This is a genomic window from Microbacterium sp. SY138, assembly GCF_039729145.1.
GTDB lineage: Bacteria > Actinomycetota > Actinomycetes > Actinomycetales > Microbacteriaceae > Microbacterium > Microbacterium maritypicum_A.
In genome coordinates, this window is sequence record NZ_CP155793.1 from 2053151 (window position 1) to 2079494 (window position 26344).

At 68.5% G+C, this 26344-nt stretch carries 22 protein-coding genes and 1 tRNA gene; 4 read left to right on the forward strand and 19 right to left on the reverse strand.

Annotation, left to right across the window (positions count from 1 at the left end; all coding sequences use genetic code 11):
- Window positions 1–138 precede the first annotated feature (138 nt).
- The 8 genes from ABDC25_RS09785 to ABDC25_RS09820 form a co-directional block, all read right to left on the reverse strand.
- Window positions 139–210: transfer RNA gene (locus ABDC25_RS09785), tRNA-Gln, on the reverse strand.
- Window positions 211–309: 99 nt separating this feature from the next.
- Window positions 310–1815 carry a glutamate--tRNA ligase gene (gltX, locus tag ABDC25_RS09790; protein WP_347122773.1) on the reverse strand — a complete coding sequence of 502 codons (1506 nt, stop codon included), beginning with the start codon at window positions 1813–1815 and terminating at the stop codon, window positions 310–312.
- Between the two features lie 53 nt (window positions 1816–1868).
- Window positions 1869–2633 (reverse strand): class I SAM-dependent methyltransferase, encoded by a 765-nt coding sequence (locus ABDC25_RS09795; protein WP_347122775.1) that lies wholly within the window; start codon window positions 2631–2633, stop codon window positions 1869–1871.
- On the reverse strand, window positions 2630–3889 hold the full coding sequence (locus tag ABDC25_RS09800; RefSeq protein ID WP_347122777.1) for an MFS transporter: 1260 nt from the start codon (window positions 3887–3889) through the stop codon (window positions 2630–2632). The genes ABDC25_RS09795 and ABDC25_RS09800 overlap by 4 nt, the downstream gene beginning before the upstream one ends.
- Window positions 3886–4662, reverse strand: coding sequence for a fumarylacetoacetate hydrolase family protein (locus tag ABDC25_RS09805; protein WP_029259056.1), 777 nt, complete (start codon window positions 4660–4662; stop codon window positions 3886–3888). The genes ABDC25_RS09800 and ABDC25_RS09805 overlap by 4 nt, the downstream gene beginning before the upstream one ends.
- A gap of 119 nt (window positions 4663–4781) precedes the next feature.
- The gene (locus ABDC25_RS09810) at window positions 4782–5882 is read right to left on the reverse strand and encodes a branched-chain amino acid aminotransferase (protein ID WP_029265497.1); all 1101 of its coding nucleotides are present in this window, start codon (window positions 5880–5882) and stop codon (window positions 4782–4784) included.
- Between the two features lie 60 nt (window positions 5883–5942).
- Window positions 5943–6986 carry a 3-isopropylmalate dehydrogenase gene (locus tag ABDC25_RS09815; protein ID WP_021200394.1) on the reverse strand — a complete coding sequence of 348 codons (1044 nt, stop codon included), beginning with the start codon at window positions 6984–6986 and terminating at the stop codon, window positions 5943–5945.
- 81 nt (window positions 6987–7067) lie between these two features.
- Window positions 7068–8603 carry an MFS transporter gene (locus ABDC25_RS09820; RefSeq protein ID WP_021200393.1) on the reverse strand — a complete coding sequence of 512 codons (1536 nt, stop codon included), beginning with the start codon at window positions 8601–8603 and terminating at the stop codon, window positions 7068–7070.
- 95 nt (window positions 8604–8698) lie between these two features.
- Between ABDC25_RS09820 and ABDC25_RS09825 the strand changes: the two genes are divergently transcribed.
- Window positions 8699–9241: a TetR/AcrR family transcriptional regulator gene (locus ABDC25_RS09825; RefSeq protein ID WP_021200392.1), complete on the forward strand. Its 543-nt coding sequence runs from the start codon at window positions 8699–8701 to the stop codon at window positions 9239–9241.
- Between the two features lie 91 nt (window positions 9242–9332).
- Here ABDC25_RS09825 and serA read toward each other — a convergent pair whose 3' ends face one another.
- The 3 genes from serA to ABDC25_RS09840 all read right to left on the reverse strand — a co-directional run bounded on the left by serA (window position 9333) and on the right by ABDC25_RS09840 (window position 11857).
- Complete coding sequence (serA, locus tag ABDC25_RS09830; protein ID WP_021200391.1) at window positions 9333–10937, reverse strand: phosphoglycerate dehydrogenase; 1605 nt, start codon at window positions 10935–10937, stop codon at window positions 9333–9335.
- A 123-nt stretch (window positions 10938–11060) separates the two neighbouring features.
- Window positions 11061–11396: a hypothetical protein gene (locus ABDC25_RS09835; protein WP_021200390.1), complete on the reverse strand. Its 336-nt coding sequence runs from the start codon at window positions 11394–11396 to the stop codon at window positions 11061–11063.
- Window positions 11393–11857, reverse strand: coding sequence for a hypothetical protein (locus ABDC25_RS09840; RefSeq protein ID WP_021200389.1), 465 nt, complete (start codon window positions 11855–11857; stop codon window positions 11393–11395). The genes ABDC25_RS09835 and ABDC25_RS09840 overlap by 4 nt, the downstream gene beginning before the upstream one ends.
- Before the next feature lie 83 nt (window positions 11858–11940).
- On the opposite strand from ABDC25_RS09840, the gene ABDC25_RS09845 reads away from it, so the two are divergent.
- A complete protein-coding gene (locus ABDC25_RS09845) occupies window positions 11941–12894 on the forward strand; it encodes a hypothetical protein (protein ID WP_347122782.1) in 954 nt (317 codons plus the stop codon).
- A gap of 14 nt (window positions 12895–12908) precedes the next feature.
- Here the strand turns inward: ABDC25_RS09845 and ABDC25_RS09850 are convergent, their stop codons facing one another.
- A complete protein-coding gene (locus ABDC25_RS09850; protein WP_347122784.1) occupies window positions 12909–13571 on the reverse strand; it encodes a GntR family transcriptional regulator in 663 nt (220 codons plus the stop codon).
- Between the two features lie 86 nt (window positions 13572–13657).
- Between ABDC25_RS09850 and ABDC25_RS09855 the strand changes: the two genes are divergently transcribed.
- Window positions 13658–16492, forward strand: a complete 2835-nt coding sequence (locus ABDC25_RS09855; protein WP_347122786.1) for an FAD-binding and (Fe-S)-binding domain-containing protein — start codon at window positions 13658–13660, stop codon at window positions 16490–16492.
- Window positions 16493–16567: 75 nt separating this feature from the next.
- On the opposite strand, the gene ABDC25_RS09860 is transcribed toward ABDC25_RS09855, so the two are convergent.
- The 6 genes from ABDC25_RS09860 to ABDC25_RS09885 all read right to left on the reverse strand — a co-directional run bounded on the left by ABDC25_RS09860 (window position 16568) and on the right by ABDC25_RS09885 (window position 23653).
- Window positions 16568–17908: an alpha-L-fucosidase gene (locus ABDC25_RS09860; protein WP_021200385.1), complete on the reverse strand. Its 1341-nt coding sequence runs from the start codon at window positions 17906–17908 to the stop codon at window positions 16568–16570.
- Window positions 17905–19449 carry a M81 family metallopeptidase gene (locus ABDC25_RS09865; RefSeq protein ID WP_347125976.1) on the reverse strand — a complete coding sequence of 515 codons (1545 nt, stop codon included), beginning with the start codon at window positions 19447–19449 and terminating at the stop codon, window positions 17905–17907. The genes ABDC25_RS09860 and ABDC25_RS09865 overlap by 4 nt, the downstream gene beginning before the upstream one ends.
- Before the next feature lie 113 nt (window positions 19450–19562).
- Window positions 19563–20540, reverse strand: a complete 978-nt coding sequence (locus ABDC25_RS09870) for an ROK family protein (protein WP_347122788.1) — start codon at window positions 20538–20540, stop codon at window positions 19563–19565.
- 2 nt (window positions 20541–20542) lie between these two features.
- Window positions 20543–21451 carry a carbohydrate ABC transporter permease gene (locus ABDC25_RS09875; protein WP_029259044.1) on the reverse strand — a complete coding sequence of 303 codons (909 nt, stop codon included), beginning with the start codon at window positions 21449–21451 and terminating at the stop codon, window positions 20543–20545.
- Window positions 21441–22346, reverse strand: coding sequence for a sugar ABC transporter permease (locus ABDC25_RS09880; protein WP_017830811.1), 906 nt, complete (start codon window positions 22344–22346; stop codon window positions 21441–21443). Before ABDC25_RS09880 ends, ABDC25_RS09875 begins: the two co-directional genes overlap by 11 nt.
- Window positions 22347–22393: 47 nt before the next feature.
- Window positions 22394–23653, reverse strand: coding sequence for a sugar ABC transporter substrate-binding protein (locus ABDC25_RS09885; protein WP_029265506.1), 1260 nt, complete (start codon window positions 23651–23653; stop codon window positions 22394–22396).
- A 200-nt stretch (window positions 23654–23853) separates the two neighbouring features.
- On the opposite strand from ABDC25_RS09885, the gene ABDC25_RS09890 reads away from it, so the two are divergent.
- The gene (locus ABDC25_RS09890; protein WP_021200380.1) at window positions 23854–25005 is read left to right on the forward strand and encodes an ROK family transcriptional regulator; all 1152 of its coding nucleotides are present in this window, start codon (window positions 23854–23856) and stop codon (window positions 25003–25005) included.
- An 18-nt stretch (window positions 25006–25023) separates the two neighbouring features.
- On the opposite strand, the gene ABDC25_RS09895 is transcribed toward ABDC25_RS09890, so the two are convergent.
- Window positions 25024–26289 carry an alpha-L-fucosidase gene (locus ABDC25_RS09895; RefSeq protein ID WP_167254286.1) on the reverse strand — a complete coding sequence of 422 codons (1266 nt, stop codon included), beginning with the start codon at window positions 26287–26289 and terminating at the stop codon, window positions 25024–25026.
- Window positions 26290–26344 lie beyond the last annotated feature (55 nt).

Here is a 26344-nt window from a genome sequence, read left to right on the forward strand (position 1 = left end):
CCGATGGCGAAGGCCCCCTGCTTTCCGTGCTGACACGGATGGCCGGGGGCCGTCGCCGAACGCGTCACTCTCGCGGCGGACGACTCCGACGCATCACCTAACGAAGAAACCCCCGCCTGAGCGGGGGTCTTTATCTTGCTGGGGTACCTGGACTCGAACCAAGAATAACGGAACCAGAAACCGTCGTGTTGCCAATTACACCATACCCCAAGGGCGAAACCGGAGCCTCGCACCGAGAATCAAGCCTACCCGAGCGGCGGCGGAACACCAAAACCGGTGCCGTGCGCCGCCGCCCGGGCGCGTCGCGACTCAGCTCGCGAGGAACGCCGACAGGGAACGCAGACGACGCAGCGACTCGTCCTTGCCCAGCAGCTCCATCGACTCGAACAGCGGCGGCGAGATCCGGCGGCCGGTGATCGCCACACGCGGCGGGCCGTAGGCGATGCGCGGCTTGAGCTCGAGCTTCTCCACCAGCTCCGCGGCCAGAGCCTCCTGGATCTTCTCGGGCGTGAACTCCTCCAGCGGCTCGAGAGCGACGACGCAGGCATCGAGCACCTCGGCAGCATTCGCCGGCAGTCCCTTGAGCGCGTCCTCGGCGTATGAGACCTCGTCGGTGAAGAGGAAGCCCACCATCCCGGGGACCTCGCCCAACAGCTGCACGCGCTCCTGCACGAGGGGCGCCACGCGGAACGCCGTCACCAGCTGTTCGTGTGTGGGCTCATCGAAGAGCCCGGCCGCGGCGAGGTACGGGATCGTCCGCTCGGCGAAGTCCTTCTCCCCCAGCATCCGGATGTGGTCGCCGTTGATCGACTCGGCCTTCTTCTGGTCGAAGCGGGCCGGGTTCGGGTTGACGTTGACGATGTCGAATGCCGCGGTGAACTCGTCGAGCGAGAACACGTCGCGGTCGGGGCCGATCGACCAGCCGAGGAGCGCGAGATAGTTCAGCAGTCCCTCGGGGATGAAGCCGCGGTCGCGGTGCAGGAACAGATCGGCCTGCGGGTCGCGCTTGGAGAGCTTCTTGTTGCCGGTCTCCCCCAGCACCAGCGGCATGTGGGCGAATCGCGGCACGAACGTCGTGACGCCCGCATCGATGAGAGCCGCGTACAGCGAGAGCTGGCGCGCGGTCGACGGCATCAGATCCTCACCGCGCAGGACGTGCGTGATGCCCATCAGTGCGTCGTCGACCGGGTTCACGAACGTGTACAGGGGCACGCCGTTCGGACGCACGACCACGAAGTCGGGGAATGAACCGGCGGGGAAGGTGACCTCGCCACGGATCAGGTCGACGTACGTGACGTCCTCGTCCGGCACGCGCAGGCGCAGAGCGGGCTGTCGACCCTCGGCGCGGAAGGCCGCCTTCTGCTCGTCGGTGAGGTCGCGGTCGAAGTTGTCGTAGCCGAGCTGCTTGGCGCGGCCTGCGGCCTCGTTGCGCGCGTCGATCTCCTCGGCCGTCGAGTAGCTCTCGTAGAGGGCGCCCGTCGCGATGAGCTTGTCGATCACCTCGCGATAGATGTCGTGACGCTCCGACTGCCGGTAGGGCGCATGCGGTCCGCCGACCTCGACGCCCTCGTCCCAGTCGATCTTGAGCCAGGTGAGCGCGTCGACCAGTTGGCGGAAGCTCTCCTCGCTGTCACGGGCGGCGTCGGTGTCCTCAATGCGGAACACCATCTTCCCGCCGTTGTGTCGGGCGTAGGCCCAGTTGTAGAGAGCCGTGCGGACCATGCCGACGTGCGGCAGACCGGTCGGTGAGGGGCAGAAGCGGACGCGGACGTCGGCACCACTGACAGTCGTGGTGAGGGGGTGAGGGGTAGCCATAGCCCTTCGATTCTACGGGGACGGGTGACCGCACCGCTGGAGGATCGAAGCGCTCAGCGAGCGGTGCTCACGGCGACCGCGGCACGATGCGCCAGCGGTAGGAAACCGTTCGCACTCCGCTCATCGACCACCTGGTCGAAAGCGGTCCGAAACTGCTGCCGGTCGACCTGGTCGAGACGGACGTAGAGCGCACCGGCACCGGCCACTCCCCCTTCGACAGACCGCCAGAGGGCTCGCGGATCCGCGCTCCAGGTCCAGTCGAGCTCGGTGACCTCTACGCGCTGCAGACCGGCCTCCTGCAGCATCCGCCCGAACCCGTCGGCCGTGCGCTCGAAGTCCTCGTCATCCGGGAGCCTCGGCCCCGCGAAGTTCGCGATACCGGCACGCTCGGTGATCTCGGCCCAGAACCACGAGGGAGAGAGCGTCCAGGTCGTCGCCACGACCGCACCCCGGCTGACCCGTCGCAGCTCTGCGGCGGCCGAACGCGGTGACGGGACGTGATTCAACACGAAGTTCGCGATGGCGACGTCGAACGCGCCGTCTGCGAACGGAAGCGCCGGCAAGGTGCCGTCGATGGTGTCGATCCGAGGATGCCGGCGACGCGAGACCGCGCGCATGGTCGACTCCGGCTCGCACGCGGTCACCGTCCATCCCTCGGCGGTCCACATCGCAGCCAGGGTGCCGTCTCCGGCGCCCACGTCGACCAGGCTGCGGCCGTGCGGCTCGCCCAGAGCCTCCCGCATCGCGACGAAGGTCCCGGCGCACAACGCCGAGTAGGAGGCGGAGTACGCTTCACCGACCCCGGACCAGTCCTTCACCGTGCTCCCGCGCGAGCCAGCGGAGACAGCGCCACGATCGCGACGACCAGGATGAAGGCTGCGATCCCGAGTCCGGAGTACTGGAAGTTCGACAGCACTACTCCGGCCAGCACCGAGCCGGCCGCAGCCGAGAGGCTCATGAGCGAATCGCTGCGACCCTGTCTGCGCGTGCGGAGCTCGGGTGCGGAGGCCTCGGTGAGCAGCGCCGCCCCGGCGACCGTCGCCGCGCTCCACCCCAGCCCCAGCAGGATGAGCGCGACCATGACACCCCAGGCCTCGGTACCCGTGAACACGGCGAACGCCAGAGCACCGGCGAGCAGCACCTGGCCGAGCAGCACGACCTTGAGTCGGCCCCACCTGTCGGCGAGCACACCGAAGACCGGCGACAGGGCGTACATCCCGCCCACGTGCAGGGCGATCGTGATCCCCACCAGAGCCGAGACATCCGCCGGGGTCGCCGCCATGCCTCCGGCGCCGTGCGCCATGTGCGACAGGTGCACCGGGGTCATGGCCATGACCGACGCCATCACCACGTGAGACCCCGCGATCGCGAAGATCGCATAGCGCGCCACCCGTGGCCGGTCCTCTGCCACCGCTCCGGCGGCAGCCGCCGACGCCGTGGCGAGCCGCTGCGCCGCGAGAAGCGGATCAGGGCGCAGCGCGACGATGTAGAGCAGGAGTGCCGCGCACTGCGCAACGAACGAGAACAGATAAGAACCCGTCTGCGGAGGCATCCCGACCGCCTGCCCGACGATCTCTCCCGGCCCCAGCAGAAGGGGCCCGGCAACCCCGCCGATCGTCGTCGACCAGACGACGATCGACAGATCCCGGCCGCGGTGCTGCGGGGCGGCGAGATCCGTCGCGGCAAAGCGAGACTGCAGGTTTCCCGCGTTGCCCGCGCCGATCATGAGGATGCCGGCGAGCAGCAGCGGGAAGATGCGCAGGGAGGCAGCGAGGATGACGACCGCGATGCCGACCAGTGCGAACAGGTTGCCGAGCGTGAGCGCACGACGCCGACCGACACGAGCGGCGAGGCGGGCCAGCGGGATCGCGCACGCCGCCGCTCCGAGCGTGACCGAGGCGGTCGCCAGACCGGAGAGCGCGTCGTTCCCCGAGATGTCCGCCGCCAGGAGCGCTCCGAGCGACACCGTGGCACCGAAGGCGATGCCGCCGAGCACCTGCCCGAGCGACAGCACCAGCACGGTGCGTCGCTGGACCGCCGTCTGCTGCGCCGCCGTCAGGGCCACATCGGTCATGACGCGGGTGCGGCGTCCCGCGCGGTGTTGCGCAGGATGCCCAGCCCCGTGATCTCGACCTCGACGACGTCTCCTGCGCCGAAGGTTCCGACGCCCGCCGGCGTGCCCGTCATGATGACATCGCCCGGGAGCAGGGTGAACACGGCCGAGGCGTACTCGATGATCGCCGGTACCGAGTGGATCATGTCGGTGAGCGGAGCGTGCTGGCGCACCTCGCCGTTCACCCGCGTCTCGATCGTGGCGGTCGCGGGATCGAAGTCGGTCTCGATCACGGGTCCGAGCGGGCAGAACGTGTCGAAGCCCTTCGCGCGCGCCCACTGTCCGTCCTTGCGCTGCAGATCGCGCGCGGTCACGTCGTTGCCGATCGTGTAGCCCAGCACGTAGTCGAGCGCGTTCTCGGCCTTCACGTTCTTGGCGATCTTGCCGATGACCACGACGAGCTCCCCCTCGTACTCGGTGCGATCGGAGAGGGGCGGACGCACGATCGCGTCACCAGGTCCGATCACCGCGGTGTTCGGTTTGAGGAACAGCAGCGGTTCCTCGGGAGCCTCTCCCCCCATCTCGGCCGCGTGGTCGTGATAGTTCTTGCCCACGCAGACCACCTTCGACCGCGGGATCACCGGAGCGAGCAGCGCGGCATCCGCGAGCGGCACACGGGCGCCGGTGGTCTCGTACCCGGTGAACATCGGGTCTCCGGCGAGCACGACGAGCTCACGCTCGTCGATGATCCCGTACATGATGGCTTCGTCGTGGCTGAACCGGGCGATCTTCATGGGATCCAGCCTAGCGAGGGCGTCCCACCCCGCCGAGACGCACCGCAGACACCGAGACCCACACGTGCGCAGGCGGCAGGCGTGGGTCTCGGTGATGGGCGCTGGTACCGTCCGAGCGGTCAGGCGTCGAGGCGCAGAAGCCAGCCGTGCTTGTCCTCGCGGCGGCCGTACTGGATGTCCGTGAGCTCCTCACGCAGCGAGAGTGCGAGCTCGCCCAGCGGCTGCGGTTCGTCGAACCCGTCTCCGACGAGTGCGCCGATCGGGGTGACGACCGCGGCGGTGCCGCACGCGAACACCTCGACGATGTCGCCGGAGGCCACGCCTTCGCGCCACTCGTCGATCGAGATCGGGCGCTTCTCGACCGTGTAGCCGCGGTCTTCCGCCAGCTGCAGGAGCGAGTCACGCGTGATGCCCTCGAGGATGCTGTCCGACTCGGGGGTGACCACACGTCCGTCCTTGAAGACGAAGACGACGTTCATGCCGCCGAGCTCCTCGACATCGCGCTTCTCGTTGAGGAACACGACCTGGTCGCACCCCTTCGCGCTCGCCTCGCTCTGGGCGAGCAGGCTCGAGGCATAGTTGCCTCCGGTCTTGGCCTTGCCGGTTCCGCCCTTGCCGGCGCGGGCGTACTCCTCGGAGAGCCAGATGCGCACCGGCTTCACCCCGCCGGAGAAGTAGGCGCCTGCGGGGCTCGCGATCACGTAATAGGCGACCTTCTGCGCGGCGCGCACGCCGAGGAACGCCTCCTTCGCGAACATGAACGGGCGCAGGTACAGGCTCTGGTCAGCGCCGTCCGGAACCCAGCGGCCATCCACGGCGATGAGCTCGCGCAGCGACTGGATGAAGTACTCGGTCGGCAGCTCCGGCAGAGCGAGACGACGAGCGCTGGCCTGCAGACGCGCAGCATTGCGGTCGGGGCGGAACGTGTGGATCGAACCGTCCGCGTGACGGTAGGCCTTGATACCCTCGAAGATCTCCTGCGCGTAGTGCAGCACCGATGCCGCGGGGTCGAGCGGGATCGGACCGTACGGCTGCACGCGAGGACGGTGCCAGCCGCCCTTGGCGGACCAGCAGATGTCGACCATGTGATCGGTGAAGACCACGCCGAAGCCCGGATTCTCCAGCACCTCGGCGAGCCGTGCGGGAGACGCAGCGGTCAGGTTCTTCGTGACGGCGAACTCCAGGGGAGCCACGGTCGCCTCGGCATCGATGGTCGTCATCTCATCATCCATTCCTCGTGGGTGGGCGCATCCTCGCGCCCGTTCAGCCTACGCCTGCAGTCAGAGGCGTGCAGTGATCGCGGAGCCGATCTCCGCCGTGGTGCGAGCCACCGTCCGTGCCGCGATGTCCGCCTCGACCGCGGCACCGACCCGTGCGGATTCCTCGGTGAGTCCGAGGTGGTCGAGCAGCAGCGCGATCGAGAGGATCGCCGCCGTCGGGTCGGCTTTCTGCTGTCCGGCGATGTCGGGCGCTGAGCCGTGGACCGGCTCGAACATCGACGGGAACGCGCCGTCGGGGTTGATGTTCCCCGAGGCGGCGAGGCCGATGCCACCCGTGACCGCGCCCGCGAGGTCGGTGAGGATGTCGCCGAACAGGTTGTCGGTGACGATCACGTCGAAGCGCGAGGGGTCGGTGACCAGGAAGATCGTGGCGGCGTCGACGTGCAGGTAGTCGACCTCGACGTCGGGGTGCTCGGCCGCCACCTCGTTCACGACGCGCTGCCAGATGGCACCGGCGTGCACGAGCACGTTGGTCTTGTGCACCAGCGTGACCTTCTTATGACGACGCTCGGCGAGGTCGAACGCGTAGCGCACGACGCGCTCGACGCCGAAGGCGGTGTTCACCGAGGTCTCGTTCGCGACCTCCTGCGGGGTGCCCTTGCGGATGGCCCCGCCGTTGCCGACGTACGGCCCCTCGGTGCCTTCACGCACCACGACGAAGTCGATGTCGCCGGGCTCGGCCAACGGGCCCGAGGCACCGACGAACAGCTTCGACGGCCGCAGGTTCACGTAGTGGTCGAGGGTGAAACGCAGCTTCAGCAGCAGGCCCCGCTCGATGTTGGCGTCCTTGAGGCGCGGGTCGCCCGGGGTGCCGCCGACCGCGCCGAGCAGGATCGCATCGTTCGCGGAGATCGCGGCGAGGTCATCGTCCGTGAGGGTGTCGCCGGTCTCGAGGAAGCGTCCGGCGCCGAGCGAGAAACGGGTCTTGTCGAAGACCACACCACTGTCGGCGGTGACGGCGTCGAGCACCTTCTCCGCTTCGGCGATGACCTCGGGACCGATGCCGTCTCCGGGGATGACGGCCAGCTTCACGACACGCGACATGAGACTCCTTGCGCACTGCACGGGGATGGACCGGCTCGGGCTCACCGCAGAGCGAGCGAGCCGGTCCTCCCAGCGTACTGGTCAGTGCGTGGGGGCTTTGCGCAGTGTGACGGCGGCGATCACGCCCGCGACGACGACGAGACCAGCGCCGATCAGCGAGGTCACCATCACCCCGGAGCCGAATGCGGCCGCCGCTGCCTCCCACAGCGCGGTGCCGAGCTGGCCCGGCAGCGCCTGCGCCGCCGTGTAGGCCCCGGCGAGAGTCTCCCCCGCCGCGTGCGCCACGTCTGCCGGCAGGCCCTCCGGAAGCACGAGAGCCCCGCGGTAGAAGGCCGTGATGATGCCACCGAGCACCGCGGTGCCGAGCACCGCACCGAGTTCATAGGCGGTCTCGGAGACCGCACTCGCCGCTCCCGCCTTCGCGGCGGGGGCGCTGGAGAGGATCAGTTCGTTGGAGATCGTCTCGGCGGCACCGATGCCGATGCCGAGCACCACGAATGCGACGACCAGCGGCAGGACGCCGTGCTCGTGCGTCGTGAACGCCACGATCAGGTAACCGGCCACAGAGAACGCGAGCCCGACGGGGATCACGATGTGCGGCGGGATACGACGGGAGATCGGGACGACCGAGAGTCCGGCCACGATCATCGCGAGCATTCCGGGCACGAGCGCGAGCCCGGCCATCATCGGGGACAGCCCGAGGACGAGCTGCAGGTGCTGCGAGACGAAGTAGAGGAAACCGACCAGAGCCACGACGCTCAGCAGGTTGACCAGGATCGCACCGGAGAAGGAGCCCCGACGGAAGAGCGCCATGTCGAGCATCGGCGTCTTGGCACGCAGCTGGCGACGGACGAACAGGTAGCCCATCACGAAGCCGAGCAGCGCCCAGGCTCCGGCCTTGAGACTCGGCCCGTCGACGGCCAGCGACTTGATCGCGTAGACGACCGGGATCATCGTCGCCATCGACAGCGCGATGCTGATCAGATCGATGCGCCCGGGGTTCGGGTCGCGGCTCTCGGGCACCAGCAGCGGCGCGGCGACGAGCAGCGGGATCAACACGGGCACGGCGATGAGGAAGACCGAACCCCATGCGAAGTGCTCGAGGAGAAAGCCGCCGACGATCGGTCCGAGCGCGGAGCCCGCGGAGAACGCCGACGCCCACACGGCGATCGCCATGCGGCGCTGGTCGCGATTCTGGAAGATCGAGCGCAGGAGGGAAAGGGTCGACGGCATCAGCATGGCGCCGAAGAAGCCGAGGAGCGCCCGGGCGGCGATCAGCAGCCCGGCAGTGGGCGCGAAGGCGGCCAGTGCGGAGACGGCGGCGAAGCCGGTCGCACCGATCAGCAGCATCTTCCGGCGCCCGAAGCGGTCGCCCAGCGTCCCCATCGTGACCAGGAGGCCGGCGAGCACCAGGGGGTACACGTCGATGATCCACAGCTGCTCCGCCCCCGTGGGAGCGAGCGCGATCGAGATCTCGGGGAGCGCGAAGCTCAGCACCGTGTTGTCCACCGACACCAGCAGCACCGGCAGCATGAGGACGACGAGTGCCGCCCAGCCGCGGGCTCCGACGCGGGGAGCGTCCGTCTCTGTCGTCGGGATCGACGCAGTACGGTTCATGGAACACCTCTCAGAATCATGACGGCACGGTTAGTGAACCGTCCAGATGGTATAGTAACAGAATTCCCGCCCCTCCCCTGTGCAGAGGATCCACGATGCCCCGACCTCCCCTCGCCCGCGAGAAGGTGCTCGACGCCTTCGAAGCGATCCTCATCGAAGACGGCGAACGTGCAGCGACGCTCGATGCGACCGCGAAGGCGGCCGGCGTCTCCAAGGGTGGCCTCCTCTACCACTTCGGGTCGAAGGATGAACTGGAGGCAGGGCTCGTCGAGCGGCTCGACCGGCTCACGACGCTCGACCTCGAACGCATGACCGCAGCCGACGAGGGGCCGGTCGCCTACTACGTGCGCACCTCGGTCATGGAGGACGACGCCCTCGATCGCGTGCTGATCGCCACGACGCGGCTGGCCCAGGGCGGATCAATCCCTGCCGCCGACATGCTCCGCGACACGCGACGACGCTGGGCGGAGACGATCCGCCCGCATGTGCGCGACAATGCGAGCCTCGACCTCGTGATGCTCGTGAGCGACGGGCTCTACTTCAACAACTCGCTAGACGTGCACGGCCCCGAGCGGCTCGTCCCCCGCAGCGACGAACTCGCCGAGCTGATCGCCCTGGTCCTCAGAGCCACGGCCTGACCCGCCGAGAGATGAGAAGAGGGCGGGAGCATCACGCTCCCGCCCTCTTCTGCACTTGCGCACTGGCACCGGTGCAGCCAGACCTGTGCGATCAGACCTCGGTGATCTCGATCTGACGGAAGAGGTCGGCGTCGATCGCGTCGCGCACGTCGTCGAGCAGTTCGTCCGAGACCGGCGAGTCCAGGGTCAGCACGCTGAGCGCCTGGGCCCCGGCGGCCTGACGGGCGATCTGCATGCCGGCGATGTTGATGCCGGCCTCCCCGAACTTCTGGCCGTACACCGCGACGATGCCGGGGCGGTCGGTGTAGAGCATGACGACGTGGTGCTTCTCGATCGGCAGCTCGAGCCGGTGGTCGTTGATGCCGACGAGCTTCTCGGTCTGCTTCGGACCGGTGAGCGTGCCGGACACCGAGAGCTGCGAGCCGTCGGACAACGCGCCCGCGAGCGTGATGACGTTGCGGTATTCGTCGCTGACGTCATCCTTGAGCAGACGCACCGCGATCCCACGCTGGTCGGCGAGGAGCGGCGCGTTGACGTAAGAGACCGTCTCGCTGACGATGTTGGTGAACACGCCCTTAAGCGCAGCGAGCTTGAGCACGCTGACGTCGTAGTCGTTCAGCTCTCCGTGCACCTCGACATCGAGGCTGGTGAGCGGCGACGTCGCGAGTGCCGCGAAGATCTGACCGAGCTTCTCGACGAGCGAGATGCCGGGACGCACGTAGGGATCGATGACGCCACCCGCGACGTTCACCGCGTCGGGGACGAGGTCGCCGCCGAGAGCGAGGCGCACCGAGCGGGCCACCGAGACACCGGCCTTCTCCTGCGCCTCTTCGGTGCTGGCACCGAGGTGAGGGGTGACCACGACGTTCGGCAGGTCGAGGAGCGGTCGAGCGGTGCCCCCTTCTGCCGGAGGCTCGGAGGTGAACACGTCGAGACCGGCACCCGCGATCTCACCCGCGACGAGGGCCGCGTGCAGCGCCTCCTCGTCGATCAGCCCACCGCGTGCGACGTTGACCACGAAGGCGGTCGGCTTCATGGCTGCGAACTGCTCGGCACCGATCATGCCGGTCGTCTCCGGCGTCTTCGGCATGTGGATCGTCAGGAAGTCCGACTCCGCCACGAGCTCGTCGAGCGAGAGCAGCTGCACGCCGAGCTGCTGTGCGCGAGCAGACGTGACATAGGGGTCGTAGGCGACGACCCGCATGTCGAAAGCCGCGAGGCGCGCGGCGACGAGGGCGCCGATGCGGCCGAGACCGACGATGCCGACCGTCTTCTCGAACAGCTCGGCGCCGGTGAAGGAGCTGCGCTTCCAGGCACCGGCAGACAGTGAGGCATGCGCCGCCGGGATGCGGCGGGCGAGGCTCAGGATGTGGCCCACCGTGAGCTCGGCGGCGGAGACGATGTTCGAGGTCGGCGCGTTGACGACCATGACGCCGGCAGCCGTGGCCGCCTTGATGTCGACGTTGTCGAGGCCCACTCCGGCGCGGGCGACCACCTTCAGCTTCGGGGCGTGCCCCAGCGCTTCCTCGTCGATGCGCGTCGCCGAGCGGACCAGCACGGCATCGGCATCCGCGAGCGCCGCGAACAGCGCCTCGCGGTCGGTGCCGTCGACGTCACGGACGTCGAAGTCGGGACCGAGAGCGTCGATCGTGGCGGGAGAGAGTACTTCGGCGATAAGCACGACAGGCTTCGGCACAGTGGATCCTTCGGGGCAGCGCGGCAGGGGCCGATGCGCCGCACACCATGGGGGCGCGATCGCGTCAACTCTACCGGAGCAGGCGCAGCCCTCCGTGCCGTGTGACGCGGCACGGCAGGCCGCTCACGCGCTGGGCATCGTGAGGCTCAGCGCGATCAGACTCATCCAGAACACCGCGACGACGCCGAGTCCGGCGAGGAACACGAGCGCCAGTTCGCCGACACGGCGCCGCCGGCCGATCACATAGGCGAAGACGAACACGATCGCGGGGAAGGCGACGCCGAACAGCAGCGTCGCCCACCCGCCGCCACTCAGTCCGGTCTGGGCCATCGTGATGAGGTGCGCGACGGCATTCCAGACCGCGTAGGCGTAGAAGAGTCCTGCCAGGCCGATGACGAGCCCGACGAGCCAACGCGGAGAATCCGCGGATACCTGCGCTTCGTTCGACGACGTGGTCATGATCCGATCACCCCCACGGTGACGAAGGGCCAGGGGACGAGGAGCACGACCCCCGCGAACAGCACCGCGACGCGGATCCAGGCCGCACTCCCCCGTGTGAGCACCCAGGTCGCCAGGAACCACAGCGCGGGCGCAGCGATCGCGAGGAAGAACCACGGCAGGAACATCACGTCGGAGACGAGGAAGGATGCCAGCGGCTGCAACCGGAGCCCTCCGACGATCCAGCCGATTGTGTAGAGGAGGTAGACGCCGCCGACGACACCGACGAGCAGCAGCATCGGGGTGCTCAGCCCCGAGGGCTCGTCGTCGGTCGCCGGTGTGACGGTGCCGTCGTCCTCGATCGTCCCGACGTCGTCGCTGCCCTTGCCGACGGCGTTCCAGCCGTGCGGAAGCGCGCGATCCTTCGGTGTCGAGGCCTCGTCGCCGTCCCAGCTGAGCGCGTCGTCGGAATCGGAAGTCATGTCCCCAGCGTAGGACACCCGGTCCACTAGGATCGGGGTTGCCTTGAGCCGGAACGGCGGGCACCGGAGGGGAAGGGAACACCGTGGCTGCGAGCGAGAACGCCGAGACCGGGAACAGCGACGCCCGCGTCGCCCAGTCCGCGAAGAGCACGGCGACCGAACCACCTGCCGGTTGGGTCCCCACCCCCGAAGCCAAGGCCAAGGCGACGCGCTTCCGCTGGATCGCCGCCATCCTCTGGGCTGTCGCGATCATCGGCGAAGGCGTCGGCATCTTCTGGCTCCTGCGCCAGCGTGTGTTCGTCGGCGAAGACGGCACCCTCGTCCGCAACCCCGACACCGGCCTGCTCGAGGAGCAGGGTGTCACCGCGACGTTCCCGCAGTGGGCGTTCATCACACTCCTCGTGCTGCTCGTCGTGATCGCGGCCCTGTCCATCACCGGCTCGGTGCTGTGGAAGAAGGCCAACCGCCTCGACCCCGCGCGCAGGGCGGACAAGACGCGGTTCTTCGTGCAGAACCAGCTCGGTGCGATCGTCGCAGTCGTGGCGTTCCTCCCGCTGGTCATCCTGATCTTCCTCAACAAGGACATGGACAAGGGCCAGAAGACCACGGCTGGAATCGTCGGCGTCGTCCTCGCGGCCCTGGCCGTCTTCATCGGCGTCGACTTCGCTCCGGCGTCCGTCGAGCAGTACACGGCCGACCAGTCGGCCGTGATCCAGCTTCTGGGCAAGGACGAGGTGGTCTGGGTCGACGGCGGCAAGGTCTACCACGTCTGCGATGACGTCCCGGCGATCCAGACCGGGAGCGAGATCCGCACCGGTACGACCGCACAGGCCGTCGAGGCGGGCAAGATCCGGCTGACCCTGCAGTTCGCTTCGGAACTGCGCGCCTGCGACCTTCCCGTCCCCGAGAACGACGAGCAGATCACCGAGGCGCTGCGATCGATCCAGGCAGGCCAGACCGACACCGTGCTCCCGGCGCCGGTGTGGGCTGATCCGGCCGAAGCCCCGATCGTGGTCGAGGAAGCTCCGGCGGAGTGACGGCCCGCTCGACGCTACTCCGCGTCGAGCGCCTCCACCAGCCGCTGCTCGGCCGACGACAGGTGCGCGTCGAGAAGAGCCGCTGCCCGTTCTCCGTCGCCTGAAGCGACCGCGTCGAGGATCTCGGCATGCTGCGACGCGATCACCGAGGCGTCGAGAAGCCGGCGCCCCTGCACCTGCGCCATGCACAGCCGCACTTCGTCGAGCACGCTGCGGTACATGCGCCCGGTGCGTTCGCTGTCGAGTGCATCGATGATGGCGGTGTGGAACCGCAGGTCGGGGTCCACGGTCGCCGGATCGGGACCCGGGGGCATCGCGAGGATCTCCGCGTTCGCATCGCGCGCCGCGCGCGGCACGGCGCTGGTCTTCGCGAGCTCGCGCAGCGCCGCGCTCTCGAGTCGGGCCCTGGTGCGGTAGACGTCACGCACTGTCGCGGGGTCGATCCCGACCACACGAGCGCTCCGATGCGCGGTGCGCACGAGCAGGCCACTGGCGACGAGCTGTTCGATCGCCGCTTTCGCGCTGGGACGCGCAACTCCGAAGGTCTGCGATACGGCCGCTTCCGTGATCGGATCCCCCGAGCGGATCTCGCCGCCGAGGATACGACCGCGCAGCTGTGCGGTGACGGCATCCACGACGCCGACGATCCCCAGCGGTGCGTCCGAAGTGGTGGTCATGCGGGTCAGCCTATCGAAGAGCCGCATGCTCGGTACACTTGTCTGACAATCTTGTTGATCACCTTCCGACGGAGCAGAGGAGCACCGTGCCGACCACCCTCGCCGAACCGCTGGACCCCGCCCTGCTGGGCTCCGCGACTCAGGTCCATTCGCGCTCCATCGACCGCTTCGCCCGCGCCCACGACGCCTCCCACTACCTGCTGATCCCGGATGCGGTGCTCTCCCCCGCAGATGCCGAAGGGGTGGCACGCGCCTTCGGAGCCGTTCGCGCCGCCGGCCGCACGATGACGTTCCGCTCCGGGGGCACCAGCCTCTCCGGGCAGAGCGTGAGCGGGGACATCCTCGTCGACACCCGCAGCAGCTTCCGCGAGATCCGCGTGGAAGACGACGGCGCGACCGTGCGCGTCGGCCCCGGCGCCACCGTGCGCCAGGTCAACACCAGACTCACGCGCTATCGCCGCAAGCTCGGCCCCGACCCCGCCAGCGAGATCGCCTGCACGATCGGCGGAGTCGTCGCGAACAACTCCAGCGGAATGGCCTGCGGCATCACCGAGAACTCGTACCGGACGATCGAGTCGATGACGATCGTGCTCCCGAGCGGAACGATCCTCGACACCGGCCGTCCGGATGCGAATGAGCTGCTGCACGCCGCGGAACCCGCGATCGCCGAGGGCCTGCTCGATCTGCGGGCACGTCTGCTCGCAACCCCCGAGCGCGTCGCCTTCCTGCGCCAGCAGTTCTCCATGAAGAACACCATGGGTTACGGGCTGAACGCGCTCCTCGACTTCGATGACCCCGTGCGCATCCTGGAGCACCTCATCATCGGCTCCGAGGGCACACTCGCCTTCGTTGCCGAGGCCCGCTTCCGCACGATCGAGGTGCGCCCGTCGATCGCGACAGGGCTGCTCGTGTTCGAGACGCTGTCCGCCGCGATGACGGCACTTCCCGACCTCACCCGACTCGGACTCGCCACCATCGAGCTCATGGATGCCGCCTCCCTCCGTGTCGCGCAGGGGTTGAGCGACGTCCCGGCATCGATCGCGGAGATCGAGGTGCAGGGGCACGCCGCTCTCCTGGTGGAGGTGCACGCCTCCGACGACGATGCGCTCAGGGAGGCGAGTGCGACGGCACAGGCGCATTTCGAGGTACTGCCGCTCGCCGTGGCACCGCGCCTCACCACGGACTCCGGAGAACGCGCTTCACTGTGGCACGTGCGCAAAGGTCTCTACACCGCGGTCGCCGGCGCCCGCCCCTCGGGAACGACGGCTCTCCTCGAGGACATCGTGGTGCCGGTGCCGCGTCTTCTCCACACGTGCGAGCGACTCATCGAGCTGTTCGCCGCGCACGGGTACGAGGGCTCGGTGATCTTCGGGCACGCCAAGGACGGCAACGTCCACTTCCTCCTCAACGAGCGTTTCGACGATGCCGACAGCGTCGCGCGCTATCGGCGCTTCACCGATGATCTGGTGGACCTCGTGCTGTCCCAGCAGGGATCGCTGAAGGCCGAGCACGGGACCGGGCGCATCATGGCGCCGTTCGTACGCCGCCAGTACGGTGACGAGCTCACCGACATGATGTGGGAGATCAAGGGCCTCCTCGACCCCGACGGCATCCTGAATCCGGGGGTGGTCCTCTCCGACGACCCGGACTCCTACCTGCATGACCTCAAGCGGGTGCCGACGGTCGAGCGCGAGGTCGACCGCTGCGTCGAATGCGGGTACTGCGAACCGACCTGTCCGAGCAAGAGCATCACCCTCACGCCTCGACAGCGCATCGTGATCCGCCGCGACATGGCGTGGGCCGAGGAGCAGGGCGACACCGAGCTGCTGCGCGACCTGCAGAAGGACTACGACTACGACGGCGTCCAGACGTGTGCGGTCGACGGCATGTGCGGCGTGGCCTGTCCGGTCGACATCAACACCGGCGACCTCGTGCGTCGGCTTCGTGCGGAGCAGTCGAACGCGATCGAAGGCGCGGTGTGGGGCGTGGCCGCGAAGCACTGGGGCACGGTCGCCCGGGCCGGAGGGGTCGCGCTCACCGTCGCCGATGCCCTCCCCGCTCCGCTCGTGCGCGGCGTCACCCATCTCGGCCGCGCGGTCCTCGGCACCGACACCGTGCCCCTCTACGACGGCGGGCTCCCCCACGGCGGCTCGAAGCCCCCGCGCCCGGAGTCGCCGACCGATGCGCAGGCCGTCTTCTTCGGCGCCTGCATCGGGACGATGTTCGGTGCGGAGGGCGAGGGCGAGGGATCTCGGGATGCCCTGCGTGCACTGCTCGACCGGGCGGGGATCCCCGTCGTGATCCCCGAGGAGAACGGCGGACTCTGCTGCGGCACACCGTGGAAGTCGAAGGGCCATCTCGACGGATACGCACGCATGTCGAACCGGGTCCTGGAGTCGTTGTGGGTCGCGAGCCGGCACGGCGAGCTTCCCGTGGTGTGCGATGCGGCGTCCTGCACCGAGGGCCTGGACGTGATGCTCGCACAGTCGGTCGCGAAGAACCCCCGGTACGCCGGGCTGCGTATCGAGGACGCCACGACCTTCGTGTCCCGCGAGGTGCTGCCGAAGCTGACCGTCACGGCGAAGCTGCCCACCATCGCGGTGCATCCGACCTGTTCCACGACGGCGCTCGGGGCGACCGGGGCGCTGACCACGATCGCCGAAGCCGTCGCCGACGACGTGTTCGTCCCCGAGGGGTGGGGCTGCTGCGCCTTCGCCGGGGACCGCGGCATGCTGCACCCCGAGCTCACGGCCAGCGCGACCGCTCAGGAGTCGGCGGAGATCGCGGAGGCCGAGAGCACGCGCGGCGACTTCGATGCGTTCGTGTCGGCCAACCGCACCTGCGAGATCGGGATGACACGTGCCACAGGGCGACCGTATCGGCATGTGATCGAGGTGCTCGAGGAGCTCACCCGCCCCTGAGCGCGGGCGCACACAGCGAGGGCCCTCCCGACTCGTGGTCGGGCGGGCCCTCGCCTCGTCGCGATCTGATCCGTCTCAGCCTGCGGACAGGACCGCGACAGCCTCTTCGCGCAGACCGGCCGGGATCACGACGACCGCGCTGTCCTGCGCCGACCGCTCGGCGACGGACCCGTCCGACCAGCGCAGATCGCGCGTGCGCAGTTCATCGGGCAACCCGATCGTGCCGACGCTCGGGTCGAGCGCGTGCACGTGCACCGTCGCCCCTGTGGTCGTGTAGCGACGCGGAGCGCCGCTCCGCTCCCCCATCCGGATCCACGGTCGTGTGCCGTAGATCGCGTGCCCGTTCGCCTGCAGCCACGCACCCAGCTCGCGCATCGCGCTCCGCTGCAGTTCCGGGATCGAGCCGTCGGCCGCAGGGCCCACGTTGATCAGCAGATTGCCGTTCTTGGCCACGACGTCGACGAGCAGGCGGATGAGCGCCGCACCGGACAGCGAGTGCCGCTCGTCCTCCGCCTGGTTGAAACCGAACGAGTAGCCGAGGCCGCGGGTCGACTCCCATGGCTCCGGGATGATCTCGGGGATGTCCGTGTATTCGCGGGTGAGGAAGCCGTGGTACGGCACACCCCAGCGGTCGTTGACGACACCATCCGGTACGGCATCGAAGTACCGCTCCAGGAGCGCGGCGACCGCGTAATCGTCACGCCCCTTGCCACCGTCCGGCCACTCGATGTCGTTCCAGAGCACGTCGGGCGAGAAGCGCGCCACGAGCTCGTCGAGCTGTGCGGCGGAGTAGCGGGCGAAGTGCGCGTCGTTGCGACGGAACCGGAACAGATCGGTGTCCGATTCGATCGCCGGGAAGTCGCTCACATGCCAGTCGAGCGCGCCCGAGTAGTAGACGCCGAACTTCGCACCCGCCCGGCGGGTGGCATCGTGGAACTCGGAGATCAGGTCACGGCGCGGACCACGAGCCACCGCGTTGAAGCCGGTCGTCGCGGTGTCCCACAGACAGAACCCCTCGTGGTGCTTCGTCGTGGGGATGATGTACCGGGCTCCCGCGCCGACGAGCTCGCCCACGAAGGCGTCCGCGTCGAACGCCGAGGCATCCCACCGATCGGCGAGGTCCTCGTACGAGGTGCCCGGCCCGAACAGCTGCTGGTGCCGCTCCCACGTGGGGCTGCCGGCGATGCGCACGGTGTTGCCGTACCACTCGGCGTACTGGTGCCAGGCGTACGCGTCCTCGGTCGGGATGTTCACGCCCTCGCCGTGCTGCACGGCCCACGCCGGCACCGAGTAGAGACCCCAGTGCACGAAGAAGCCGAGCTTCGCGTCGCGGTACCAGTCGGGCACACCCTGCGTGGGGTACGTCGGAGCGTCCGCGCCGAGGTCCGGTCCGGTGCGCTTCTCGAAGTTCATCATGCGCTCTGCTCCTCAGAGGTTCCGCGACGGACGACGACCGCGGTGAGATCGGGATTCCCGTTCGGGTCGAAGGGGTAGACGCCGGGCCGCAGGCGGTGGTGGCCCAGACGCAGCAGGTCCTGATCGACACCTCCGGGCGTCAACGCGAGGGTCCAGCCCGCGGCGAGCTCGTACAGCTCCGGCTCGAGGTAGCCGATCTTCACCACGACGATGTCGGCGCTCGTGGGCTCGAGCCCAAGCATCCGGAAATCCGAGAGGTGGTGGAACGGCTTGCGGCGCTCGGTGATGATGGCGTGCAGCCCGCCCACTGCGATCACGACCTGCGTGCCCGCATCGGGATCCCCGTCGGTGATGGAGAACACGGTCCCGGTGATCGGCACGGGGCCGTGCGGGCCTGCGTCGACCCCTGCGCCGGCGTCGAGGGTGACGGTGGCGCCGACACCGGCGGCCGCTGCCTGGGTGACGGCCACGGGATCGAAGATCGAGGCGACCAGAGTGGTGCGGCTGCCGTCGGTCAGCTCCGCACGCTGCAGCAGGTGCGCGAGCGTCCAGGTCACGTCGCCCGCACCACCGGCGGTCGGGTTGTCGCCCGAGTCCGAGATCAGGTACGGATGCGGCGCTCCCGGGGCGAGCGCCTTCTCGAGCGCCTCATCGAGGGATCCGGTCTCGGCCACGAAGACGAAGTCCTCGCGGGCGTCCCAGAACATCCGTGCCACGCGCTCGGCCTCGCGCGCGATCAGCTCCTCGTCGTCGCCGGTGACCACGACGTACGCCTGGCACCGCGGCTCATCCGCCCAGGCATAGCCGATCCACACCGAGGCGTCGACGACGCCGGGAAGCGCTTCGATCTCGGGCAGCTGCGCGTAGATGCTGCGCGCCGGCTCCAGGCGGGTGCTGGTCTTCTCCCCGGGCAGCAGCACCGGGACCGGCACCCACGCCGTGAACGGGCGCCGACGCAGCGGGTCGGTGCCGTGCGGCCCCCGCAGTCGCGAGAGCAGGTTCCACACCGCCCGCTCCTTGGTGTTCATCCAGTCCTCGTGCGGCGCCATCCGGTAGCAGGTCAGCAGATCGACCGCGTCGCGCAGCACCTCCGAGACGTTGCCGTGCAGATCCATCGAGGTCGACACCAGCGTGTCGGGGCCGAGGGCCGCGCGCACCGCGAGAGCGAGATCCCCCTCGGCGTCCTCCATGCCGACGACGCTCATGGCGCCGTGGATGTCGAAGAAGAAGCCGTCGAAGGGCCCCCGCGTGCGGATGCCCTCCACGATCGCATCCTTCATCCGGTGGTAGGTCTCCGGAGCCACGGCTCCGCCCGGCAGGGAGCGTCCGTGTGTGAGCGGTACCCACTCCGCGGCGGCTTCGAGCTCGCGCCCGTCCTGGAGGAAGGGATAGTACGAGCGCAGGGCCTCTCCAGTGCGGACCGTGAAGGCCTCGTCACCGGAGATATGAGGGGAGAACGTGCTCGACTCGATCGAGATCCCGGCGATGCCGATGCGGGGTCTCGGGAGCCCGCCGTCTGCGACGGAAGGAAGGGAACCCATCCAGATCTCGTGGGCTTCGGGACGTGCAGTCACGTGGTGTGCTCCTTGTCGGGGCTCGTCGGGTGGACTCATCGGGCGTTCGGGGCTCATCGGGTGGTCGGTGCGAACCGGGATCAGTCTGCTCGTGCCGGCACGAGGGCACGGCGGGCGGTCTCGATGGCGCCGAGGGCGACGGCATCGGAACCGAGGACGGCGGGGATGATGCGCAGCGGGATGCCCGATACCGGGGAGTCCGTGCGCAGCGTGCGCGCGATCGCCGGCTCGAGGAGGTCCCAGGCGGTGGCGACGCCGCCGCCCACGATCGCACAGGGCAGATCCATGATCGTCGCCGCACTGGCACACGCGAGCGCGAGCGCGTGCCCGGCGGCGTCGAACACCGCGATCGCGTCCACGTCGCCCCGTCGGGCACGGTCGGCGACGTCTCTGGCGTCGAGGATCGGTCCCGCCGTGCGCTCCTGAAAGCGCTGTGCGATCGAGGTGCCCGACGCCAATGTCTCCAGATGGCCGGTCTGGCCACAGGTGCACACGAGCTCGCTGTAGCCGGGGGTGTGTCCGATCTCCCCCGCCGCACCGTGCGGACCGTGATGGAGTTCACCGTCGATCATGAGCGCACCGCCGACGCCCGTGCCGAGCATCACGCCGAGCACATCGCGGTCCGAGCGCCCGTCGGCGGCGGCCTCGCCGAGCAGGAAGGCGTTGACGTCGTTCTCGACACGTACGGGGACGCCGAGACGTGCTTCGAGTTCGTCCGCCAGGGGGAACCCCGCCCACCCGACGAAGGTGGCCGATGCCGCGCGGATCGTCCCGGTCTCATGGTCGATGACCCCCGCTGCGCCGACCCCTGCCGCGACGAGTGTCACGTCGGCCTCGGCGACCAGCGCGCGGGTGAGTTCTGCCGCCGCATCGGCCATCGCGCCTCCGCCGAGGGCAGCGGGTGCCGGGACGCTTCCCCTGGCGAGGACGGCTCCTTCGGCACTGACGAGGAGCGCCGCGATCTTGGTGCCGCCGATGTCGATCCCGACCAGACCGGTGCCGTCGGGGAGGACGACGCCGTCGACGGGCATGGTGGTGCGCTGTTCCTGATCGATCATGCTCAACGCCCGCCCAGTCCTGCCATCGCGATGCCCTTGACGAGGTGCTTCTGCAACACGATCACGAGAATCGTCGTCGGCACCATCGAGATGATGGCCGCGGCCATCTGCAGGTCCCACCGCGTGCCGGTGAGTCCCGCGAAGCTCGCGAGCCCGACGGGGAGGGTGCCGTGCGCGTTGTAGTCGACCGTCACGATCAGCGGCCACAGGTAGCTGTTCCAGAACGAGAGGAACGTGAACACCGCGAGCACCGCCACGGCCGACTTCGACAGCGGAAGGATGATCTGCAGGAACGAGCGCACGGGGCCGGCGCCGTCGACGCGTGCCGCTTCCTCCAGCTCGTACGGGATGCCGCGGAAGAACTGTCGCATCAGGAACGTGCCGAAGGCCCCGAAGGCGAAGGGCAGGATCAGCGCCTGGTAGGTGTCGACCCAGTTGAACCACTGCATCACCTGGAACATCGGGATGACGAGGACTTCGGCCGGCACCATGAGCGTCGCGAGGAACAGCACGAACACCGCGTCGCGGCCCTTCCAGCGCAGACGCCCGAAGGCGTACCCTGCCGTGGTCGAGACGACCAGAACGACGAGGGTGCCGCCGATCGCGACGATGAAGGAGTTCATGATGTAGGTCAGGAACGGCCCGTAGGCGAACACGTCGACGAAGTTGCTCCACCGCAGCTCGGAACCCACCAGGGTCGGCGGCATCGAGAACATCTCGGCGTTCGGCTTGAGCGCCGAGAAGAACGCGTAGATCAGCGGGGAGATGAAGATCAGCGCCGCGATGTAGATCGCGACATGGGCGAGGATCAGTCGCGCGCGGGCACCCGGTGTGGTCGCCGCGCCGCGCGCACGCTCCCGATCGGAGCGGCCGGCACGGCCCGTGGGGCGGACGAGGGTCTCAGTGCTCATAGTGCACCCACTTCTTCTGCGCGGCGAACTGGAGCCCGGTGATCGCGATGATGATCGCGAAGAGGATCCACGCGGCTGCGGCGGCGAGGCCGAGGTCGCCGAAGGTGAACCCCTGCTCCCAGATGTACATGACGAGCGGCTTGGTGGCGTTGCCGGGACCGCCGCCGGTGAGCATCTGCGGCTGGACGAACACCTGCAGGGAGGTGATCATCGTCATGATCGTCGCGAAGAAGATCGACGGCGAGATCATCGGGATGATGATGCTCCATACCCGGCGGAACCCTCGGGCGCCGTCGATGCTCGCCGCCTCCAGCACGCTCTCGGGGAGCTGCTCGAGAGCGGCCGAGAAGATCAGCATGTTGTAGCCGAGCCCCTGCCAGACGCTCATCACGACGACCATGATCATGGCCCATGACGGGTCGGCGAGGAAGTTCGGCAGCTCGATGCCGAACCAGGTCTGCGAGAGACCGTTGAACAGCCCCTGCGGCTGCAGCATCATCTTCCACACCAGCACGTTGGCGACCATCGGAGTCACCACGGGGATGAAGAAGAGCACGCGCAGGGCTCCTCGTCCGCGGATTCGCGATCCGAGGCCGAGAGCGAGCACGAGCGAGAGAGCGACGCTCAGCGGCACGTAGAGCAGGGTGTATACCGCCGAGTTGCGCAGCGCCGGCCAGAAGTCGGGGCTGCTGGTGAACAGCTTGACGTAGTTGTCCACGCCGTTGAAGGTCCGCTCGCCGAAGGTCGGCCAGTCGAAGACGCTCATCACGATCGAGAGCCCGACGGGCACGATCGTGAACAGGGCGAGCCCGATCAGGGCGGGGCTTGCGAACCCCAGCGCCTGACCGGCCTCCACCTTGGCGAGCGATCGTCGACGTCTCGTCGTGATCGTCATCTCAGTTCTTTCTCTGTTGCTGCGTTACTGCGGTGGCCGGAGCCGGGTCACTCGCCGAACTGCGCCTGCGCGTTGGAGAGCAGCTCTTCCATCGTCATCTGACCGTTGTAGACGCTGACCAGGTTGGGCTGGATGTAGCTGTCGAGCTTCTGCCAGTTCTTCGTCATGTACAGCGGAACGGTGTCGCCGAACGCGGCCTCGAACACCGACTGCACCTGGTCGCGGTACTTCTCGTCGATGGACTCGAAGTACAGCGGCTGCGACGACGTGCGCGCGGGATACGAGCGTCCCGAGGATGCGATGTAGTCCTGCGCGTCCTCGCCCAGAAGCGAGCCCATGACCTTGAGGGCGGCCTCCGGGTTCTTGCAGTTGGCCGAGATGCCGTAGCCGGAGCCGAGGATCGGGCCGGGGTTGCCGTCCGCGCCTGCGGGCAGCGGCACCATGCCGGCGGCGAAGCCGGACTCGTTGTCGAGGTAGCTCACGGCGTTCCACGTGCCGTCGACGGCCATCGCGGCATTGGCGCCGGTGTACTGGTTCTCGCCCCATCCGGTGTCGGAGGCGGACGCCACGGGGGCCGCGACCTTCTTCTCGGTCACGAGCTCGGCGTACCAGGTCGAGGCGTCGACGAACGCCTTCTCGTCGATGTGCAGGGTGCCGTCCTCGGAGGCCGGCTGCGTCGCGGAGTACGCGATCGGCATCGACATCCACTGGTATCCACCCATGCCCATGCCGAAGCCGTACTTGCCGTCCTTGGTGGCAGCGGCGGCGATGGTGTCGAAGTCGTCGAACGTCCACCCGATCTCCGGGGTGGGGGCGCCCGCTGCGGTCAGCATGTCCTGGTTGTAGTACACGAGCATGGTGGCGACGTCGAAGGGCACGCCATAGGTCTTGCCCTCGAAGCTGAGGATGCCGTCGGCGCTCGGGTTGAACTCGGACCAGTCGATGCCGGCCGTCTTGAGGTCGGCATCGCTCAGCTCACGGAATCCGCCGGTGTAGCCGCCCAGCTGCGCTCCGCTCATACCGGTCACGCACGCCATGTTGCCGCTGGCCATGTTGGTGGTCAGCTTCGTGAAGAAGTCGCTCCACGGCGACGTCTGCAGCTTGATCTTGATGTCGGGGTTCTGCTCCTGCGCGAATGCGACCTGGGCCTCGAGGGCATCGACGTCGGACTCGCTCCCCGCCCACATGTCGACGACGATCGTGTCGCCGTCGGCGGAACCGCCGGTGCCGTTGCCGCTCGCGCAGCCGGTCATCGCGACTGCGACGCCGGCGACGGCGACAACAGCCCCTACACGCAACTTCTTCATTGAATGCCTCCTGGAAGGGAACTGGTTATTTCGAGGCTCGAATTAACCTAGTAGGATTTCGTATGAAGTTACCGTTTCATACTTCGCAAGGGGCCGCAAGCTGAACATCCGATGTTTATCGGACCTTGATAATTCGTAACTCCCGGGAAACACGACCATCCCCCGCTACGCTGACGATGCTCCGACAGGAAAGTGCTCCCATGACGAACACCGCTGACACCACCGTCGACGACCCGCACACGCGGCGTATCCTCGACCTCGTCGCGCGCGGCGAGGCCCGCTCGCGATCGGAGCTCGCCACATCGCTCGGCGTCGCCGCATCGACGGTCGGACTCCGCGTGCAGTCCCTGCTCGACGCCGGAGTCCTCCGCGAAGCGGGCGACGGCACCTCGCGCGGCGGACGACGTCCCCGGGTCCTCCAGATCGCCGCGGACGGCTTCGTGCTCTCGGCAGACCTCGGCGGGGGCCACGCGCGCATCGGCAGGCACTCCCTCAGTGGCGCCCTCTTGGACAGCGAGTCGATCGCCGTCGATGTGACCGAGGGCCCCGAGGCGACGCTCGACCGCCTCGGTGTCGTGTTCGACCGCCTGGCGTCCGCCGGCCGCGTCCACGCGATCGGCATCAGCCTTCCGGGCCCCGTCGACATCGCGACAGGCTCGGTCGATCAGCCATCGCGGATGCCCGGATGGCCGGGGTTCCGCGTCGGCGAGCACCTCTCCACGCGCTACGACGTTCCGGTGGCGGTCGACAACGACGCCAATCTCGCCGCCCTGGGAGAGCACCGTGAGCGCTTCGGCCACACCGGCCACAGCATCACGGTGAAGGCGGGAACCGCGATCGGCAGCGGCATCATCGTCGACGGCCGCGTGCACCGCGGTGCGACCTCCGCCGCCGGCGACATCACGCACACCCGCATCGACGGCAGCGGCGACATCCCCTGCTCCTGCGGCAACACCGGCTGCCTCGAGACCGTGGCGAGCGGGGCGAGCCTCGTGCGGCAGATGCGAGACCGCGGCAACGACTCCGTGCACACGACGACCGATGTGCTCAGCCTGGCGCGCGATGCGGATCCCCTGGCCACGACGCTGGTGCGGACCGCAGGCACCCATCTCGGACAGGCGCTCTCCGGCGTCGTGAACTTCTTCAACCCGCACGCCGTGTTCCTCACCGGCAGCATGAGCGCATCCGAACCGTTCATCGCCGCCGTCCGCAGCCGGGTCTACGAGGCGTGCCACCCGCTCGCCACGCAGCGCCTGCGCATCGAGTCCGCGACCACGGGCGCTGATGCCATCCTGCATGGAGCCGCGCGCCTCGCGCTCGAGGGCATGGACATCCCCGTGGCGACGGCTTGAGCCGCCGCCACGAGGGACTCAGTCGTCGATCATCGTCAGTTCGATCACGGGCACGAGCACGTCGGGGCGTCGCACCGGGAGGTGCACCGTCAGCGTCCCCTCGGCCTCCCCCGCAGGCGTCATCAGATCCGCCTCGCGATCCGGATCGGACACGCTGGTCCGGAGCCACGATCCGTCGTTCAGCAGCCGCGCGTACGACACCTTCCCGGCGAGCTCCGGCAGGTGCACGAAGCCCATCGGCCAACTGAACAGGTTCAGGTACAGGCGGTTCCCCCTACGCGTGTACACCCCCTCGCGCGGCGGGGTGAACGACGCGTGCCCGGCGCCGATCACGGCGCCCCGATGCAGGCGCATCCACTCGCCGATCTCTCCCAGCGTCTGCGCATCGCGGGGCGCGATCGCCCCACGTCCGTCCGGGCCGATGTTCAACAGCATGTTGCCGCCCATCGACACAGAGTCCACCAGCATCTGCACGAGCATGGTGGGCGACTTCTGATCGGTGTTGTCACGGTGGTAGCCCCAGGAGCCGTTCAGCGTCTGGCACGCCTCCCAGATCAGCGGCACACCGTCACGCACGATCGGCGAGGTCGGCTGGTACTGCTCGGGGGTGACGAAGTCGGCCGGAATGCCCAGACGATCATTCACGAGCATGTTCGGCTGCAGTTCCCGGCACAGGGCGAGCAGGGCTGTCGCGTCCCAGTCGCCCGGCCCCTTGCCCACCCATCCGTCCTTCTCCTCGGGGTAGGTGAAGTCGAAGAAGAGGTAGTCGATGTCGCCGTAGTCCGTGAGGAGCTCGCGCACCTGCCCGTGGAGGTAGTCGCGGTACGCGGCCATGTCGCGCCCGACGTTCAGCGCGTGCGCGCCCTCGTCGTCACGGCGCGGGTGATTCCAGTCCACGGTGAAGTCGGGGTGATGCCAATCGATCACCGAGTGGTAGAGGCCGACCTTGAGGCCCTCGGCCCGCAGCGCCTCCACATACTCGCGCACGAGGTCGCGTCCGGTGTTCGTCACCGACGTGAAGTCCGTCAGCTTCGAGTCCCAGAGGCAGAATCCGTCGTGGTGCTTCGTGGTGAGCACCACGTATCCCATGCCGGTCTCCTTCGCCGTGCGCGCCAGGGCGGTCGCATCGAAGAGATCCGGGTCGAAGTGCTCGAAATACTGCCGGTAGTCCTCATCGGTGAGGCGTTCGTAGTTCTGGACCCACTCGTGCCGGGCGGCCCCGCTGTAGAGGCCGAAGTGGACGAACATGCCGAACCGGGCCCGGTCAAACCATTCCTGTCGCATGTCCTCCATCCTGGCATAGACATCGGATGTTTAGAGGCAGAATGACCTCGGTCAC

What these genes read in the sequence shown, in the direction of transcription:
- gltX (WP_347122773.1), bottom strand. Translation starts at nt 1,815, where the DNA reads ATGGCTACCCCTCACCCCCTCACCACGACTGTCAGTGGTGCCGACGTC.
- ABDC25_RS09800 (WP_347122777.1), bottom strand. Translation starts at nt 3,889, where the DNA reads ATGACCGATGTGGCCCTGACGGCGGCGCAGCAGACGGCGGTCCAGCGA.
- ABDC25_RS09805 (WP_029259056.1), bottom strand. Translation starts at nt 4,662, where the DNA reads ATGAAGATCGCCCGGTTCAGCCACGACGAAGCCATCATGTACGGGATC.
- ABDC25_RS09810 (WP_029265497.1), bottom strand. Translation starts at nt 5,882, where the DNA reads ATGACGACCATCGATGCCGAGGCGACCGTGGCTCCCCTGGAGTTCGCC.
- ABDC25_RS09815 (WP_021200394.1), bottom strand. Translation starts at nt 6,986, where the DNA reads ATGTCGCGTGTCGTGAAGCTGGCCGTCATCCCCGGAGACGGCATCGGT.
- ABDC25_RS09820 (WP_021200393.1), bottom strand. Translation starts at nt 8,603, where the DNA reads ATGAACCGTACTGCGTCGATCCCGACGACAGAGACGGACGCTCCCCGC.
- ABDC25_RS09825 (WP_021200392.1), top strand. Translation starts at nt 8,699, where the DNA reads ATGCCCCGACCTCCCCTCGCCCGCGAGAAGGTGCTCGACGCCTTCGAA.
- ABDC25_RS09835 (WP_021200390.1), bottom strand. Translation starts at nt 11,396, where the DNA reads ATGACCACGTCGTCGAACGAAGCGCAGGTATCCGCGGATTCTCCGCGT.
- ABDC25_RS09840 (WP_021200389.1), bottom strand. Translation starts at nt 11,857, where the DNA reads ATGACTTCCGATTCCGACGACGCGCTCAGCTGGGACGGCGACGAGGCC.
- ABDC25_RS09850 (WP_347122784.1), bottom strand. Translation starts at nt 13,571, where the DNA reads ATGACCACCACTTCGGACGCACCGCTGGGGATCGTCGGCGTCGTGGAT.
- ABDC25_RS09860 (WP_021200385.1), bottom strand. Translation starts at nt 17,908, where the DNA reads ATGATGAACTTCGAGAAGCGCACCGGACCGGACCTCGGCGCGGACGCT.
- ABDC25_RS09865 (WP_347125976.1), bottom strand. Translation starts at nt 19,449, where the DNA reads ATGGGTTCCCTTCCTTCCGTCGCAGACGGCGGGCTCCCGAGACCCCGC.
- ABDC25_RS09870 (WP_347122788.1), bottom strand. Translation starts at nt 20,540, where the DNA reads ATGATCGATCAGGAACAGCGCACCACCATGCCCGTCGACGGCGTCGTC.
- ABDC25_RS09875 (WP_029259044.1), bottom strand. Translation starts at nt 21,451, where the DNA reads ATGAGCACTGAGACCCTCGTCCGCCCCACGGGCCGTGCCGGCCGCTCC.
- ABDC25_RS09880 (WP_017830811.1), bottom strand. Translation starts at nt 22,346, where the DNA reads ATGACGATCACGACGAGACGTCGACGATCGCTCGCCAAGGTGGAGGCC.
- ABDC25_RS09885 (WP_029265506.1), bottom strand. Translation starts at nt 23,653, where the DNA reads ATGAAGAAGTTGCGTGTAGGGGCTGTTGTCGCCGTCGCCGGCGTCGCA.
- ABDC25_RS09890 (WP_021200380.1), top strand. Translation starts at nt 23,854, where the DNA reads ATGACGAACACCGCTGACACCACCGTCGACGACCCGCACACGCGGCGT.
- ABDC25_RS09895 (WP_167254286.1), bottom strand. Translation starts at nt 26,289, where the DNA reads ATGCGACAGGAATGGTTTGACCGGGCCCGGTTCGGCATGTTCGTCCAC.